Below are 14,702 nucleotides of genomic sequence, written 5' to 3'. Positions count from 1 at the left end.
GCCCGTTTCCGTCTCGCGAGTCGCCCGGTTTCCGTGAGGCGCTGCTACGCCCCGACGCGCTCGATGATCAGCTCCCGGACGCGCTTGGCGTCGGCCTGACCCTTCGTCGCCTTCATGACGGCCCCGACGATCGCGCCGGCGGCCTGCACCTTGCCGCCGCGGATCTTCTCCGCGACGTCCGGCTGCGCGGCCAGCGCCTCGTCGACAGCTGCCACGAGAGCACCCTCGTCGGACACGACCGCGAGGCCGCGGGCGGCGACGACGTCGTCGGGCGACCCCTCACCGGCCAGCACCCCGTCGACGACCTGGCGGGCGAGCTTGTTGTTCAGCGACCCGGACGCCACGAGCGCGATCACGCGCGCCACCTGCGCCGGGGTGATCTCCAGCCCGGCCAGCTCGACGCCGCGCGAGTTGGCCTGCTGGGCGAGGTAGGCCACCCACCACGAGCGGGCCTCCCCCGCGGGAGCACCGGCGGCGACCGTGGCCTCGATGAGGTCGAGCGCCCCGGCGTTGACCAGGTCGCGCAGTTCCTCGTCGGTGAGCGACCACTCGGCCTGAAGCCGGCGGCGGCGCTCCCACGGCGGCTCCGGAAGCGTCCCCCGCAGCTCCTCCACCCACTCGGCCGGAGGGGCGATCGGCACCAGGTCGGGCTCCGGGAAGTACCGGTAGTCCTCCGCGGTCTCCTTGCGGCGTCCGGCGCGGGTGCTGCCGCCCGCCTCCTCGAAGTGCCGCGTCTCCTGGACGACGGGCTCGCCCGCGAGCAGCACGCCCGCCTGGCGCGTCATCTCGTAGCGGACCGCACGCTCCACCGAGCGGAGCGAGTTGACGTTCTTGGTCTCGGAGCGGGTGCCGAGGATCCCGGAGTCGCGCGGGGACAGCGACAGGTTCACGTCGCAGCGCATCGAACCCTGGTCCATCCGGACGTCGGAGACGCCGAGAGCGCGCAGCAGGTCACGCAGCGCCGTGACGTACGCGCGCGCCACCTCCGGCGCCCGCTCCCGCGTGCCCGGGATCATCTTCGTGACGATCTCGATCAGCGGCACGCCGGCGCGGTTGTAGTCCAGCAGCGAGTACTCGGCGCCGTGGATCCGGCCGGTGGCCCCACCGACGTGCAGGGACTTGCCGGTGTCCTCCTCCATGTGGGCGCGCTCGATCTCGACGCGGACGGTGGTGCCGTCGTCGAGCAGCACGTCCAGGTACCCGTTGACGGCGATCGGCTCGTCGTACTGGGAGGTCTGGAAGTTCTTCGGCATGTCGGGGTAGAAGTAGTTCTTGCGCGCGAACCGGCCCCACGGTGCGATCTCGCAGTTCAGGGCCAGCCCGATCCGGATCGCCGACTCCACGGCGGTGCGGTTCACCACCGGCAGCGACCCCGGCAGGCCCAGGCACGTGGGACAGACCTGCGTGTTCGGCTCGGCGCCGAACGTGGTGGGGCAGCCGCAGAACATCTTCGTGTTGGTGTTGAGCTCGACGTGCACCTCGAGCCCGAGCATCGGGTCGAAACGCTCCACGACCTCGTCGAAGTCGACCAGCGCAGGGGCAGTCATGCCACACCTCCCGGAAGCGAAGGGACGCGGTTGATCAACGGGCCACCGTCCTCGGCCTGGCGAGCGGCCTCGTACGCCGCCGCCACCCGGTACATGACGGCCTCACCGAGTGCGGGGGCCATCACCTGCAGCCCGACGGGCAGCCCGTCGGCGAGCCCGGACGGCACCGACAACGCCGCGGTGCCCGCCAGGTTGGTGGGGATCGTGGCCAGGTCGTTGAGGTACATGGCGAGCGGGTCGTCGACCTTGTCGCCGATGGGGAACGCGGTGGTGGGGGTGGCCGGTGAGACGAGCACGTCGGCCTGACCGAACGCCGCGGCGAAGTCGCGCGAGATGAGCGTGCGCACCTTCTGGGCCTGCCCGTAGTAGGCGTCGTAGTAGCCCGACGAGAGCGCGTACGTGCCGAGCATGATCCGGCGCTTGACCTCGGGCCCGAAGCCCGCCTCGCGGGTGGCCGCCATGACCTCCTCCGCCGACGCGCCCTTGTCGACACGCAGGCCGTAGCGCATGGCGTCGAACCGGGCGAGGTTCGAGGAGACCTCGCTCGGCAGGATCAGGTAGTAGGCCGCGAGCCCGTACTCGAAGTGCGGGCACGACACCTCGACGAGCTCGGCGCCGAGCTTCTCCAGCTGGCGCAGCGCCTCCTCGTAGGAGGCCCGGACACCGGCCTGGTAGCCCTCGCCACCGAGCTCGCGCACCACGCCGACGCGCAGCCCCGACAGGTCGCCCGACGTCCCGAGCCGCGCCGCCTCGACGACCGACGGGACACGCTCGTCGATGGAGGTGGAGTCGAGCGGGTCGTAGCCGCCGATCACCTCGTGCAGCAGCGCCGCGTCGAGCACGGTGCGCGCGCAGGGCCCGCCCTGGTCGAGTGACGAGGCGCAGGCGATGAGCCCGTAGCGCGACACACCACCGTAGGTGGGCTTGACGCCGACCGTGCCGGTGAACGCCGCGGGCTGGCGGATCGAGCCGCCGGTGTCGGTGCCGATCGCGAGCGGCGCCTGGAACGACGCCAGCGCCGCCGCCGAGCCACCGCCGGACCCGCCGGGGACACGGCTGGTGTCCCACGGGTTGCGGGTGACGCCGTAGGCCGAGTACTCGGTGGACGAGCCCATCGCGAACTCGTCCATGTTGGTCTTGCCCAGGATCGTGATCCCCGCGCTGCGCAGCCGCGACGTCACCGTGGCGTCGTAGGGCGGACGCCATCCCTCGAGGATCTTCGACCCTGCCGTGGTGGGCATGTCGAGCGTGGTGAACACGTCCTTCAGCGCCAGCGGGACACCCGCCAGCGGCGACGCGGGCGCGGTGCCGGCGGCCAGGCCCTCGTCGACCATCGCGGCCGAGGCCAGCGCGGCGTCGGTGGCCACGTGCAGGAACGCGTGCACCTCGCCGTCGACGGCCGCGACCCGGTCCAGGTGGGCCTGCGCGACCTCGACGGCCGACACCTCGCGAGTGTGGATCTTCTCGGCGAGCTCTGCTGCCGTCAGGCGGGTCAGCTCCGCGCTCATGCCTCCTCCCCCAGGATCTGGGGCACCCGGAAGCGCCCGTCCTCGGCGGCGGGGGCACACGCGAGCGCCTGCTCCTGGGTGAGACCGGGGCGCAGCTCGTCGGGCCGGAACACGTTCTGCAGCGGGACCGCGTGCGACGTGGGCGGGATGTCGTCGGCGGCGACCTCGCCCACGCGGCTGACCGCAGAGAGGATCACCTCGAGCTGACCGGCGAAGACGTCGAGCTCGGCGTCGGTGACGGCGAGCCGGGACAGCCGGGCGAGGTGCGCGACCTCGTCCCGGGTGATCCCGGTATCGCCACCCGGGGTCACGGGATCGGCGGACATGTCCCTCCAGGGCGTTGCATGCTGCTCAGGGTGCGTTTGCGGGGTGGTGTCGGCGTGCACTGCGACCTGCTCCCCGCGCGCCGGGCAGGCGCAGCGGCACCGGCGCAGGCGTTCGCCTTCCAGCTTAGTCGTCCGGCAACCGGGCTTCCGTCCGGATCCGCCGCCCCGCGGCTGCCGGATCTGCGCTGATCCAGATGCCTCCGCCAGATGTTGCGCCGGAGGGGGCGCACCCTGACACAATCTCGCCCGGAGTGCCGCGTCGGCCCACCCGAGTGGCGCCGGTCCCGTGCGGCTCGGGGGCTTTTCGCGAGAGGACGTGAAGTGTGTCGTTCCTGCTCCGGGTGGTGCTGCCGGACAAGCCGGGCAGTCTCGGAGCCGTCGCCACGGCGCTGGGCAACGCGGGTGCCGACATCCTCGGTGTCGACGTCGTCGAGCGGGCCCACGGACACGCTGTCGACGACCTGGCCGTCGAGCTGCCGGCCGGTCGGCCGCCGGACGTCCTGATCACCGCGGCCGAGTCGGTGCCGGGCGTCGAGGTCGAGTCGGTGCGGCCCCACTCCGGCAAGCTCGAGACGCACCGGGAGCTCGAGCTGATCGAAGAGATCACCGGCGACCCGGCCCGCGGCCTTCAGCTGCTCGCCGACGGCGTCCCGCGAATCTTCCGGGCCGGCTGGGCACTCGTCGCCGAGCGCGACGGCACGCGGTCCTACCGGTTGGCCGAGAGTGCGGCGGCTCCGGAGACCCGCGCGGGCGACCTGCCGTGGCTCCCGCTGCGGCGCGCGATCGTCGTCGACCCGGATGCGCACTGGGTGCCCGACCCGTGGAGTGCTCTCGACACTGAGCTCGCGGCGGCTCCGTTCGGACCGGGCCCGCGGGCGCTGGTGGTCGGCCGCCCGGGCGGGCCGGCGTTCCGGCCGTCGGAGCTGGCCCGGCTGACGCACCTCGCCGGGATCGTCACGACGGTGCTCGGCAGCCAATGATGGGGCGCTGACCCGTGGACCGGCCGTGGTCCCGGGTACCCAGCTGGGTGGGCGCGGCGCTGCGGCCGGAGCTCGCCGGGACGACCGACGAGATCATCGCCGCGGTACGCGCGGAGGTGGCGGACTACGCCCGGCCACTGACCGGGCGGTTCGGCACGCGGATCACCGAGGGTGTCTCGGTCGCGCTCGGGCAGTTCATCGACCTGCTCGGCCGCGACGAGCCCCTCGGGGACACCAGGGTCTACCGGGCGCTCGGCCAGCTCGAACACCGCGAGGGCCGCACGCTCGCGGCGCTGCAGTCGGCGTACCAGGTCGGCACGCGGACGATGTGGCGCCGGCTCGGCTCCAGCACCACCGCCCGGCAGCTGCCACCTGAGGTGATCTTCAGCCTCGCCGAGGCGCTGTTCGGCTACATCGAGCAGATCACCGCGGCGTCCGTGAGCGGCTGGGCCGACGAGGAGGCGAGCCGCGCAGGCTCGCTGCAGGCCCGCCGCCACGCGCTCGTCGAGCTGCTCGCCCGGCACCCGCCGGCCGCAGCCGCCGAGGTCGAACGCGTCGCCGCGGCGGCGGGCTGGGTGCTGCCCGCGCGGCTCGCGGCACTCGTCGTCGAGGACGCCGTCGCGGTGGCGGCCCGGCTGCCCGCGGCGATCGCCGCCGACCTCGACCCGGTCGGTCTCGTCATCGTCACCGTGGGGGTCGTCGGCACAGCCGGGCGCACCGGCCAGACCGTGGGCCCCAACGGGCTCCGCGCCGACCCGGCACCCGAGGGGCCCGGCTGGCTCGACCGGATACGCACCGGTCTGGGCGTTCGGCGCGCGGTGCTCGGCCCGGTGGTCGACCCGGCCCAGGCCCACCGCTCCGTCGCCCGCGCGCAGGCGGCGTGGCCCCTGCACGTCGCGGGCCTGCTCCACCCGGGTTCCGACGAGACGCTGGCCCGTGCCGACGAGCATCTGCTCGCGCTGCTCCTCGCGGCCGAACCTCAGCTCGCCGCCGACATCTACGAGCGGGCCGTCGCCCCACTGCGCGCCCTCCCGGCCGGCGCCGCCGCCCGCGGCGAGGAGACGCTGCGGGCGTGGCTCGACGCGCACGGCGACATCACCGCCACCGCGGCGGCACTGCACGTGCACCCGCAGACCGTGCGGTACCGCCTCGCCGGGCTGCGGGACGCGTTCGGCGGGGCGCTGGACGACCCGGCCGCCCGGCTGGAGCTGGCAGTGGCCCTGCGCATGTCGACCGACGCCTGCGCCGGGGCGGAGCCGTCGTCCGAGGCCTGACGCCCGCCGGAACGGGCCCGCCGACGGGCGACTCAGCCTCCGGAAACGGGCGACTCGCGGGAGTCTCCGCGCCAGGCCACCCCGCTGGGGGGGCGACTCGGCACCCGAAACGGGCGACTCGCGGGGGGTGGTTCCGGTGTCAGGAGGCCAGGCGCACCGCGGCCGAGGGCTTGCGGCCGGCCGGGACGGGCAGCCGGGCGGGCGCGGGCGCGGGCTGCTTCGGGCCGCCGCCGGGGAACGCCAGCCGGGTGATCTTGCGGAGCACCTTGCCGTACTGCCGCGGCAGCGACCCGGTGGTGTAGGGCAGGCCGTAGCGCTTGCAGATCTCCTGCACCTTCGGCGCGATCTCGGCGTACCGGTTGCTCGGGACGTCGGGGAACAGGTGGTGCTCGATCTGGTGGCTCAGGTTGCCAGTCATCAGGTGGAAGAGCTTGCCGCCCGAGAGGTTGGCCGACCCCAGCATCTGCCGGACGTACCACTGGCCCTTCGTCTCACCGTCGAGCCGCTCCTCCTCGAACGTCTCGACACCGTCGGGGAAGTGACCGCAGAAGATCACCGCGTGCGACCACATGTTGCGCACGACGTTGGCCGTGGCGTTCGCGGCCACCGTGCTGAGGAAACCGGGGCCGGACAGCAGCGGGAACAGCACGTAGTCCTTGGCGAGCTGCCGCCGGGCCTTGCGCCAGAGGCCCATCAGCTCCCCCTTGGCCTGCGGCCACGGCTTCGTGCCGTTCTTGACCTTCTCGAACTCGACGTCGTAGATCGCGATGCCCCACTCGAAGATCATCGAGAGGCCGAGGTTCACCAGCGGCTGGAACAGGTCGGCGGGCTTCCACTCCTGCTCGGGCGTGATCCGCATGATCGAGTAGCCGAGGTCGCGGTCCTTGCCCCGGATGTTGGTGAAGGTGTGGTGCTCGTAGTTGTGCGACTTCTTCCACGACGCGGCAGGCGACGCGTGGTCCCACTCCCAGGTGGTCGAGTGGATCTTCGGGTCGCGCATCCAGTCCCACTGGCCGTGCAGGACGTTGTGGCCGATCTCCATGTTGTCGAGGATCTTGGCCACCGACAGCGCTGCCGTGCCGGCCACCCAGGCGGGCGGGAACAGGGAGAAGATCAGCGCGCCGCGGCCGCCGACCTCGAGGCCGCGCTGCACCGCGATGACACGGTGGATGTAGCGGGCGTCGGCCTCGCCGAGGCTGCCGACCACCTCGGCGCGGATCGCGTCGAGCTCGGCGCCGAGGGCCTCGACCTGCTCCTCGGTGAGGTGCGCAGCGGCACTGGGGGTCATGGACGGGCCGAAGGTCTGTGTAGCCATGGAGATGCCTCCTAGAGTTCGATCTCGACGTCGCCCGCGGCACCGGAGACACAGGTGCGGACGGGTTCGCCGGGGGTGTCGTGCAGGTCGCCGGTGCGCAGGTCCCGGACGGCGCCGGAGCGCAGCCGGCCCACGCAGGTGTGACAAATGCCCATGCGGCAGCCGTTGGGCAGCAGTGCGCCCGCCGCCTCGCCCGCCACCATGAGCGGCGTGCCGGGGGCGGCGTCGGTCTCGATCCCGCTGGTGGTGAAGGAGACGCGGCCGCCGGTGGCATCGGTCGCGACGGGCACGGGTGGGGTGAACAGCTCGACGTGCAGCGCGGTGGGATCGCCCGCCCTGGCCCAGTGCTCGGTGAAGGCGTCGATCATCGCGGCGGGCCCGCAGGCCCACGCCTGGCGCGCGGCCCAGTCAGGGACGTCGTCGGTCAGGTTGTCCGGGGTGAGCCGCCCCCGCACGGCGGTGTGCCGCTCCACCAGCGTCAGGCCGGTGGTGGCTGCCAGGTCCCGCAGCTCCGGGCCGAAGACCAGGTCGGACGGCGTGCGGTCGCAGTGCACGAGCACCGCCCCGCTCAGCGCCTCCGGCCGGGTGGCCGCCAGGTCGCGCAGCATCCCCATGACGGGGGTGATCCCGCTCCCCGCGGTGAGGAACAGCAGCTTCTCCGGCACCGGCTCCGGCAGCACGAACTCACCGGCGGGGGGTCCGATCCGCAGCAGCGTCCCCACCGGGGTGCCGTGCGCGAGCGCGCCCGAGACGGTGCCGCCCGGCAACGCGGTGACGGTGACGGCGAGCAGTGGGTCGCCGGGGCACGACGTCACCGAGTAGGTGCGCCAGTGCCAGACGCCGTCGAGCCGGGTGCCCACACCGACGAACTGGCCCGGCCGGTGCCGCGGACGGCCCGGCCCGGTGCGCAGCAGCAGGGTGGTGGTGTCGGCGGTCTCCCGGCGTAGCCCCACGACGCGGGCGTGCGGCTCCCGGGAGGACCACAGTGGGTTCAGCGTGCCGAGCAGGTCATCGGGCAGCAGCGGCTGCGTGAACCAGGTGGCCGCCACTCGCGCCCGCCGTCCGATTTCGCCCAGAACTCCCATGTACTCGACGGTATTGCGCGCTTCCCACAGTCGGCCACGTCCTCGACCACGAGTGATCGGCCCCTTCTGTTGCAGAAGCCAAAACGAGATCAGACGCGGATCTCCAGCGCGAGCTCGGCGAGATGGTCGTTGCCCGTGGCCAGCCAGCCCCTGGGGGTGACGAGGACGTCCTCGAAGCCGATGCGGGTGTCGATGCCCATCCGCATCGCGTACTCCAGCACCGGCCAGGCGCCGTCCTCCTCGCCGTGGAGCAGGATCGGCACCGGGAGCGTGCCCAGCGCGCGCAGGATGCGCACCGCCTCGGCCACGGCCGTCTCCGGATCGGAGACGGTGGACTCCGCCAGCACGCGGGTGGTACCCCGCGGCACGCCGGTGGTGCGCAGTGTGACTGCGTCGCCGCTGGTCCAGACGCCGAGCTCAACACCGATCCCCACCGACGCCGCCGCGGCGCAGACGTCGACCCAGCCCTTCTCGTGCACGTTGACCGAGCAGACATCGGGCTTTCCGACCCCGAGGTGCCCCCACGCGAGCACGGCCTCGATGCGCTTGAGGGGGTCGGGCTGGATCCAGCGGCCGGTGGTGACACCGATCTCCATGCCGGGCACCTGCGCGCGGATGGCCGCCACGGTGTCGCCGACGTAGATCGGGTCGAGCGTCTCCTGCTGGTCGGGCCCGCGGGGGTGCACGTGCACCGACGTGATGCCCAACTGCGCCACGTCACGGGCGTCGCGCGCGAGATGCCGCGCAAGGACCGGGAGTGCAGGATGCGCGTCGGCCGGCCGCGATCCGTTCAGAACCGCCTGCAGCACCCGCCCACCCCCGAACCGTAAAACCGAGTCGTACAACGATCGACAGCCGAGCGGCCCTACCTGAGGCCCTCGGCACATCGATCATACGGACTCACGGCTGACACGATCGGGGGCTCATCCCTCAACGGTCGCCGTTTCCCGCGCCGCATCCGGCCCGCGCTCCAGCAGAACCCGGAAGCCCGCCTCGTCGAGGACCGGCACCCCGATCTCCAGTGCCTTCTCGTACTTCGAACCGGGCGCCTCGCCCGCCACCACGAACGCCGTCTTCTTGGAGACGGACCCCGCCGCCCGCCCGCCGCGGGCCGTGATGGCCTCCTTGGCCTCGTCGCGGGAGTACCCCTCCATCGAGCCGGTGACCACGATCGACAGGCCGTCGAGCGTGCGCGGAACCGACGTGTCGACCTCGTCGACCATCCGGACGCCCGCCGCGCGCCACTTCTCGACGACCTCCCGGTGCCAGTCGACGGTGAACCAGTCGCGGACCGCGGCCGCGATCGTGGGCCCGACCCCCTCGACGCCGGCGATCGGCGCCAGCGCCGCCGTGAGGGCCTTCGACTGCGCCCGCGCCGCCACCCGGGCAGCCCGCTCCGCAGCGGCGGCCCGCTCCTCCGCGGAGAGCTCCGGCACGACCTCGCCGCCCGCGCCGGCGGCGCCGTCCGCTCCTGCGTCATCGACAGGGGCTGCGCCGTCGACGGCCACCTCCCCGGCCGCCGCACCCCCGGCGGCGGGAGCACCGGCCGCCGGGTCGTCGGATAGGAGTGCCGACGTGGCCGCGTCGTCCGGGTCGGCGACCGAGCCGTCGGAGGTGATCGGGATCCCCGCCGCGGCGGTGTCGCGGGCCGCGGCCTCCGCCGCCTCCTCGATCGCGTCCATCGAGCCGAACTCGCGGGCGAGGGCCTGCGCGGCCGTGGGACCGACGTGCCGGATGGACAACCCGACGAGCACCCGCCACAACGGCCGGTCCTTCGCCTCCTGCAGGTTGGCCAGCAGCTTGTGGCCGTTGGCCGACAGCTCCCCCGCCTTCGTGCGGAACAGGTCGACGCGGAGCAGGTCGTCGGCGGTGAGGGTGAAGACGTCGCCCTCGTCCTGCACCACGCCGGAGGCGAGCAGGGCCGTGGCCGCCTCGTAGCCCAGCCCCTCGATGTCGAACGCGCCCCGCCCGGCCACGTGGAACAGCCGCTCCCGCAGCTGCGCGGGGCAGGAGCGGGCGTTGGGGCAGCGCTGGTCGACGTCGCCCGCCTTCTGCCGGACCAGCCGGGTGCCGCACTCGGGGCAGTGGGTGGGCATGACGAACGCGCGCTCCGAGCCGTCGCGCAGGTCGACCACCGGACCGAGCACCTCGGGGATGACGTCGCCCGCCTTGCGGATGACGACGTGGTCGCCGATGAGCACGCCCTTGCGCCGCACCTCGTCGGCGTTGTGCAGCGTGGCCAGCGAGACGGTGGAGCCGGCCACGACCACCGGCTCCATCTGCGCGAACGGGGTGACCCGGCCGGTGCGGCCCACGTTGACCTCGATGTTGAGGAGCTTGGTGGTGGCCTCCTCCGGCGGGTACTTGAACGCGATGGCCCAGCGGGGCGCCCGCGAGGTGGACCCGAGCCGCCGCTGCAGCGCCACCTCGTCGACCTTGACGACGACGCCGTCGATCTCGTGCTCGATGTCGTGGCGGTGCTCGCCCCAGTACTCGACGTGGGCGACCACCTCGTCGACGCCGTCGAGCACGACGGTGCGCTCCGACACCGGCAGCCCCCACGCCCGCAGCGCGTCGTAGCCCTGGGACTGGCGCTCCAGCGCGAACCCCTCGCGCTTGCCGAAGCCGTGGCAGATCAGCCGGAGATGGCGCGACGCGGTGACCTTCGGGTCCTTCTGCCGCAACGACCCGGCCGCGGTGTTGCGCGGGTTCGCGAAGGGCGGCTTGCCCGCCTCCACCAGCGACGCGTTGAGCGCCTGGAAGTCCTCCAGCCGGAAGTACACCTCGCCGCGCACCTCGATCAGTGCCGGTACCGGGAACTCGGCGGTGCCGGTGAGCCGGTCGGGCACCTCCTCGAGGGTGCGCATGTTGAGCGTGATGTCCTCACCGGTGCGGCCGTCGCCGCGGGTGAGCGCCCTCGTGAGCCTGCCGTTCTCGTAGAGCAGGTTGACGGCCAGCCCGTCGATCTTGAGCTCGCACAGGTAGTGGAGCTTCTCCGCGCCCACCTCGCGGGCGACCCGCTCGGCCCAGCTCCGCATCTCGTCGGCGCTGAAGGCGTTGTCGAGGCTGAGCATGCGCTCGAGGTGGTCGTGCGCGACGAACTCGGTGGAGAACCGCCCGCCCACCTTCTGCGTCGGCGACTCCGGTGTGGCCAGCTCGGGGTACTGCTCCTCCAGAGCCACCAGCTCGCGCCACAGCGTGTCGAACTGCCCGTCGGAGACCACGGGAGAGTCGAGCACGTAGTAGCGGAACTGGTGGTCGGCGACCTCGGCCGCCAACCGGGAGTGCCGCTCACGGGCCTCGACCGGCGGGGCGGCGGGGGCAGGTTCTGGGCTCACGCCCGTGAGGCTACCGAGCCGGACCGACAGTCCCCGGTCCCGACGCCCCAGGTCAGGAAGTTCAGGAAAGCCACTTTCAGGCCCGCAGAGGGCAGCAAAGTGGCTTTCCTGAACTCACCCCCGGAGGGTTCTAGGCCTTCAGGAGTTCTCTCGTCGCGCCCAGGAGGGTCACCACGGAGCGTTCCGTGGCGGCGTGGCCCATCAGGCCGATCCGCCACGCCCGGCCGGCGAGATCCCCGAGCCCGCCGCCGACCTCGATCCCGTACTCGGCCAGCAGGCGGGTGCGGGCCGGTCCGTCCTCCAGGCCGTCGGGCAGCACCGCGGTGGTGAGCTGCGGGAGCCGGGAGCCGTCGGGCGCGACCAGCGAGAAGCCCAGCTCGGGCAGCTCTGACTGCAGCAGCGCACCGACCCGCGCGTGCCGGTCCCAGACCGACTCCACGCCCTCCTCCAGCAGCCGTCCCAGCCCCGCGTGCAGCGCGTACGCGAGCGTGGACGACGCCGTGTGGTGGTAGCGCGGCGGGCTCGCCAGGAAGTAGTCGTGGAGCAGGCCCAGGTCCAGGTAGAAGGAGTGGATCGGGGTGGTGCGGTTGCGCATCTTCGCGACGGCGCGCGGGCCGAGCGTCACCGGGGCGAGCCCGGGCGGGGCGCCGAGGCACTTCTGGGACGCGGAGTAGCAGGCGTCGATCTGCCAGGCGTCGACCTCGAGCGGGGTGCCGCCGAGCGCGGTGACGGCGTCGACGAGCAGCAGCGTGTCGGTCTGCGCGAGCTCCGGCCCGAGCGGGGCGACGTCGTTGCGGACGCCGGTGGACGTCTCCGCCGCTACGACCGCCACGAGCGCGGCCTGCGGGTGGGCCCGGTGCGCGGCGAGGACGTCGGCCGGGTCGAGCGCGGTGCCCCACGGGGCCTCGACCCGCACCACCCGCGCGCCGCCGCGGTGCGCGACCTCGCAGAGCCGCTCACCGAAGTAGCCGTTGACGCCGACGATCACCGTCTCCCCCGGCTCCAGCAGCGAGGCGAGGCAGGCCTCCATGCCGGCCGAGCCCGTGCCGCTGACCGGGAGCGTCAACGGGTTCTCGGTGCGGAAGACCTGGCGCAAGCGGTCGCCGGTCTCGTGGATCAGCGCGAGGTACTCCGGATCGAGGTGGCCGAGCACCGGGCGGGCCAGTGCCTCGACAGCCTCCGGGTACGGGGTCGATGGTCCCGGGCCGAGCAGCAGACGGTCACCGTGCATGCCTGGCACGGTACGCGCGGCACGAGGGACAAAAGACTCAGGACTCCTCGGGCGGGTCGAGGAATGCGTCACCCAGCTCACGGGACAGGGCCAGCGCGCGCCGGGCCCACGTCGGGGTCGCGCCGGCCAACCCGCAGGTCGTGGTGGGTACGGCGAGGGTCGCGAGCCGCGAACGGTCGAAGCCCAGCCGGTCGGCGAGGTCGAAGGCGGGTCGGGCGAGGTCCCGCGACGTCACCGGCCGTCCGGGGTCGAGCGCCGGCACCAGTCCCAGCAGCAACGGCGTGCCGCTGTCCCAGACCTCACCGAGCGTGTCGAGCGCGGCGGGCAGTGCGCTGCTGCCGGAGAACACGGGCCGGGTGGCGTCGATCCCGATGCCGGCGGCGCCGATGCCGGCGAGCAGCCGCACCGGCGGCCGGTCCGCGCAGCAGTGCACCACCACCGGCACCCCGAGGCCCGTGACGAGGTCGCGCAGCGCGTCCTGCGCCTCGTTGCGCCCCACCGAGCGCACCGTCCCGTAGCCCGACGCCGTGGGCAGCGTGCCGGCGAGCACCGCAGGCAGGGTGGGCTCGTCGAGCTGCACCAGCACCTGGGCGCCGGTACGGGCGGCCACCTCCGCGATGTGCACCCGCAGCCCGTCCAGCAGGCTCGCCGCGAACTCGCTGACCGCACCGTGGTCGGTGAGCACCCGGTGGCCCGAGTGCACCTCGACGGCCGCCGCGAGCGTCCACGGCCCGGCCACCTGCACCTTCACCCAGCCCGGCCGGGCGACCTCGCAGGCCTCGTCGAGCGCGTCGAGGTCGGTGCGCAGCAGGTCGACGGCGCGGCGGTGGTCACCTCCCGGCCGGGCCGTGACCCGGTAGCCGCTGGGCACGACCTCCACGGCGATGTCCACGAGCAGCGCCGCGGTACGGCCGATCATGTCGGCACCGACCCCGCGGGCCGGCAGCTCCGGCAGGAAGGGCAACAGCGGTAGCTCGCCCACGACCGCGGCGGCGGCCTCGCGCGGATCGGTGCCGGGCAGGGAGCCGACTCCCGTGGCGGCGCCGTCGGGCCAGCGCGGCAGCGGCGCGGCCTCCTCGGTGTCGTCGACCGGGTCCGGCACGACCATCGCGCCGCCGCCCGCCGTGCGTCCCGGGGTGGCCCCGGCCAGGCCGGCCGCTGCGATCGCGGCCTCGAGGGCGTCATCGGTACTCACGGCCGGTGTCTACCACCCGCCGTGCGCGGTCATGCCTTCCGGTACCGGGCGTCGAAGAAGCAGTAGACCCCGAACGCGACCAGTCCGAGAGCCAGCACCATGAGGACCACCGGCCCGTACGGCTGGTCGGCCACGACCTGCAGCCCCGCGTCGAGGCCGGTCGGCTGCGCCGGGTCGAACCGCACCGCGGCGACGACGAGCAGCACGCCGGGGATCCCGTAGACCAGCCCGAGTGCGGTCCACCCGACCTGGCCGACACGGGTGACCAGCAGCGAGCGGTTGAGCCCCGCCCCCCGCAGGTCGAGCTCGTGCAGGAACGCGTGCGTGGGGCCACCGTGCACCGCGTAGCCGCCCCCGATGACGAGCCCGACGCCGGCGAGTCCCACGAGCAGCGGGCCCCCGGGCAGGCCGAACACGACCGTGGCGAACGACGGCTTCTGCGACGGTGCGCCTCCGCTCGCGGCGACCGATCCGGCCGACCAGGCCAGCACGCCGAACAGCGCCGCCTCCGCGAGGTTGACGGCGGTCCGCAGCACGCGGTTCCCGACCGGTTCTCCGCGGTGGCCCCACACGGCCTCGGCGAGCTGCCAGACCACGAGTGCGACCAGGCCGACCGTGATCACCCACAGCAGGGCCACCCCCGGCCCGCGCTCCGCGATCGCCTGGAGCGCGCCCTTCTTGTCGACCCGTTCCCGATCACCGAGCGCGACCTGCACGGCGAGCGCGCCGACCAGCAGGTGCACCACCCCGTACGCCACCAGGCCGACGCGGCCGAGCAGGACCACGGGGGCACTGCGGACCAAGTCCCGCGCCGCCGCTCCGGTGTCGGACACCATGCGCACCTCCTCGTGCGCGCGAAGCGTCCCCCGGGCCGGGCGACACCGCCACTCGGCGGGAGAACTG

General features: G+C 73.5%; 12 protein-coding genes. 2 read left to right on the top strand and 10 right to left on the bottom strand.

Annotated features, from left to right (window positions below; genetic code table 11):
• Window positions 1–44 precede the first annotated feature (44 nt).
• From gatB to gatC, 3 genes are read right to left on the bottom strand one after another with little or no spacing between them, the layout of a single operon-like run.
• Entirely contained in the window at window positions 45–1,547 is a 1,503-nt protein-coding gene (gatB, locus tag HF577_RS04390) for an Asp-tRNA(Asn)/Glu-tRNA(Gln) amidotransferase subunit GatB (RefSeq protein ID WP_169394420.1), read from the bottom strand.
• Window positions 1,544–3,055 carry an Asp-tRNA(Asn)/Glu-tRNA(Gln) amidotransferase subunit GatA gene (gene gatA, locus HF577_RS04385; protein ID WP_169394419.1) on the bottom strand — a complete coding sequence of 504 codons (1,512 nt, stop codon included), beginning with the start codon at window positions 3,053–3,055 and terminating at the stop codon, window positions 1,544–1,546. The genes gatB and gatA overlap by 4 nt, the downstream gene beginning before the upstream one ends.
• Window positions 3,052–3,381 carry an Asp-tRNA(Asn)/Glu-tRNA(Gln) amidotransferase subunit GatC gene (gene gatC / locus HF577_RS04380; protein ID WP_169394418.1) on the bottom strand — a complete coding sequence of 110 codons (330 nt, stop codon included), beginning with the start codon at window positions 3,379–3,381 and terminating at the stop codon, window positions 3,052–3,054. The genes gatA and gatC overlap by 4 nt, the downstream gene beginning before the upstream one ends.
• 323 nt (window positions 3,382–3,704) lie before the next feature.
• Between gatC and HF577_RS04375 the strand changes: the two genes are divergently transcribed.
• The gene (locus tag HF577_RS04375; protein ID WP_169394417.1) at window positions 3,705–4,361 is read left to right on the top strand and encodes an ACT domain-containing protein; all 657 of its coding nucleotides are present in this window, start codon (window positions 3,705–3,707) and stop codon (window positions 4,359–4,361) included.
• Between the two features lie 14 nt (window positions 4,362–4,375).
• Complete coding sequence (locus HF577_RS04370) at window positions 4,376–5,635, top strand: helix-turn-helix domain-containing protein (protein WP_169394416.1); 1,260 nt, start codon at window positions 4,376–4,378, stop codon at window positions 5,633–5,635.
• 139 nt (window positions 5,636–5,774) lie between these two features.
• On the opposite strand, the gene HF577_RS04365 is transcribed toward HF577_RS04370, so the two are convergent.
• The 7 genes from HF577_RS04365 to HF577_RS04335 form a co-directional block, all read right to left on the bottom strand.
• Window positions 5,775–6,950 (bottom strand): fatty acid desaturase family protein, encoded by a 1,176-nt coding sequence (locus HF577_RS04365; protein ID WP_246265758.1) that lies wholly within the window; start codon window positions 6,948–6,950, stop codon window positions 5,775–5,777.
• 11 nt (window positions 6,951–6,961) lie between these two features.
• Entirely contained in the window at window positions 6,962–8,035 is a 1,074-nt protein-coding gene (locus tag HF577_RS04360) for a ferredoxin reductase (RefSeq protein ID WP_169394415.1), read from the bottom strand.
• Between the two features lie 89 nt (window positions 8,036–8,124).
• A complete protein-coding gene (locus HF577_RS04355; protein ID WP_169394414.1) occupies window positions 8,125–8,844 on the bottom strand; it encodes a 3-keto-5-aminohexanoate cleavage protein in 720 nt (239 codons plus the stop codon).
• A 114-nt stretch (window positions 8,845–8,958) separates the two neighbouring features.
• A complete protein-coding gene (gene ligA, locus HF577_RS04350; protein ID WP_169394413.1) occupies window positions 8,959–11,373 on the bottom strand; it encodes an NAD-dependent DNA ligase LigA in 2,415 nt (804 codons plus the stop codon).
• A gap of 130 nt (window positions 11,374–11,503) precedes the next feature.
• Window positions 11,504–12,604, bottom strand: a complete 1,101-nt coding sequence (locus tag HF577_RS04345) for a pyridoxal-phosphate-dependent aminotransferase family protein (RefSeq protein WP_169394412.1) — start codon at window positions 12,602–12,604, stop codon at window positions 11,504–11,506.
• A gap of 37 nt (window positions 12,605–12,641) precedes the next feature.
• Window positions 12,642–13,712 (bottom strand): uroporphyrinogen decarboxylase/cobalamine-independent methonine synthase family protein, encoded by a 1,071-nt coding sequence (locus HF577_RS04340; protein ID WP_169394445.1) that lies wholly within the window; start codon window positions 13,710–13,712, stop codon window positions 12,642–12,644.
• A gap of 116 nt (window positions 13,713–13,828) precedes the next feature.
• Window positions 13,829–14,635: a DUF1206 domain-containing protein gene (locus HF577_RS04335; RefSeq protein ID WP_169394411.1), complete on the bottom strand. Its 807-nt coding sequence runs from the start codon at window positions 14,633–14,635 to the stop codon at window positions 13,829–13,831.
• Window positions 14,636–14,702: the final 67 nt, after the last annotated feature.

It is taken from the genome of Pseudonocardia xinjiangensis (genome assembly GCF_012911925.1).
GTDB lineage: Bacteria > Actinomycetota > Actinomycetes > Mycobacteriales > Pseudonocardiaceae > Pseudonocardia > Pseudonocardia xinjiangensis.
Note: the sequence above shows the minus strand (reverse complement) of the source record. Positions and strands in the feature narration are given on the sequence as shown.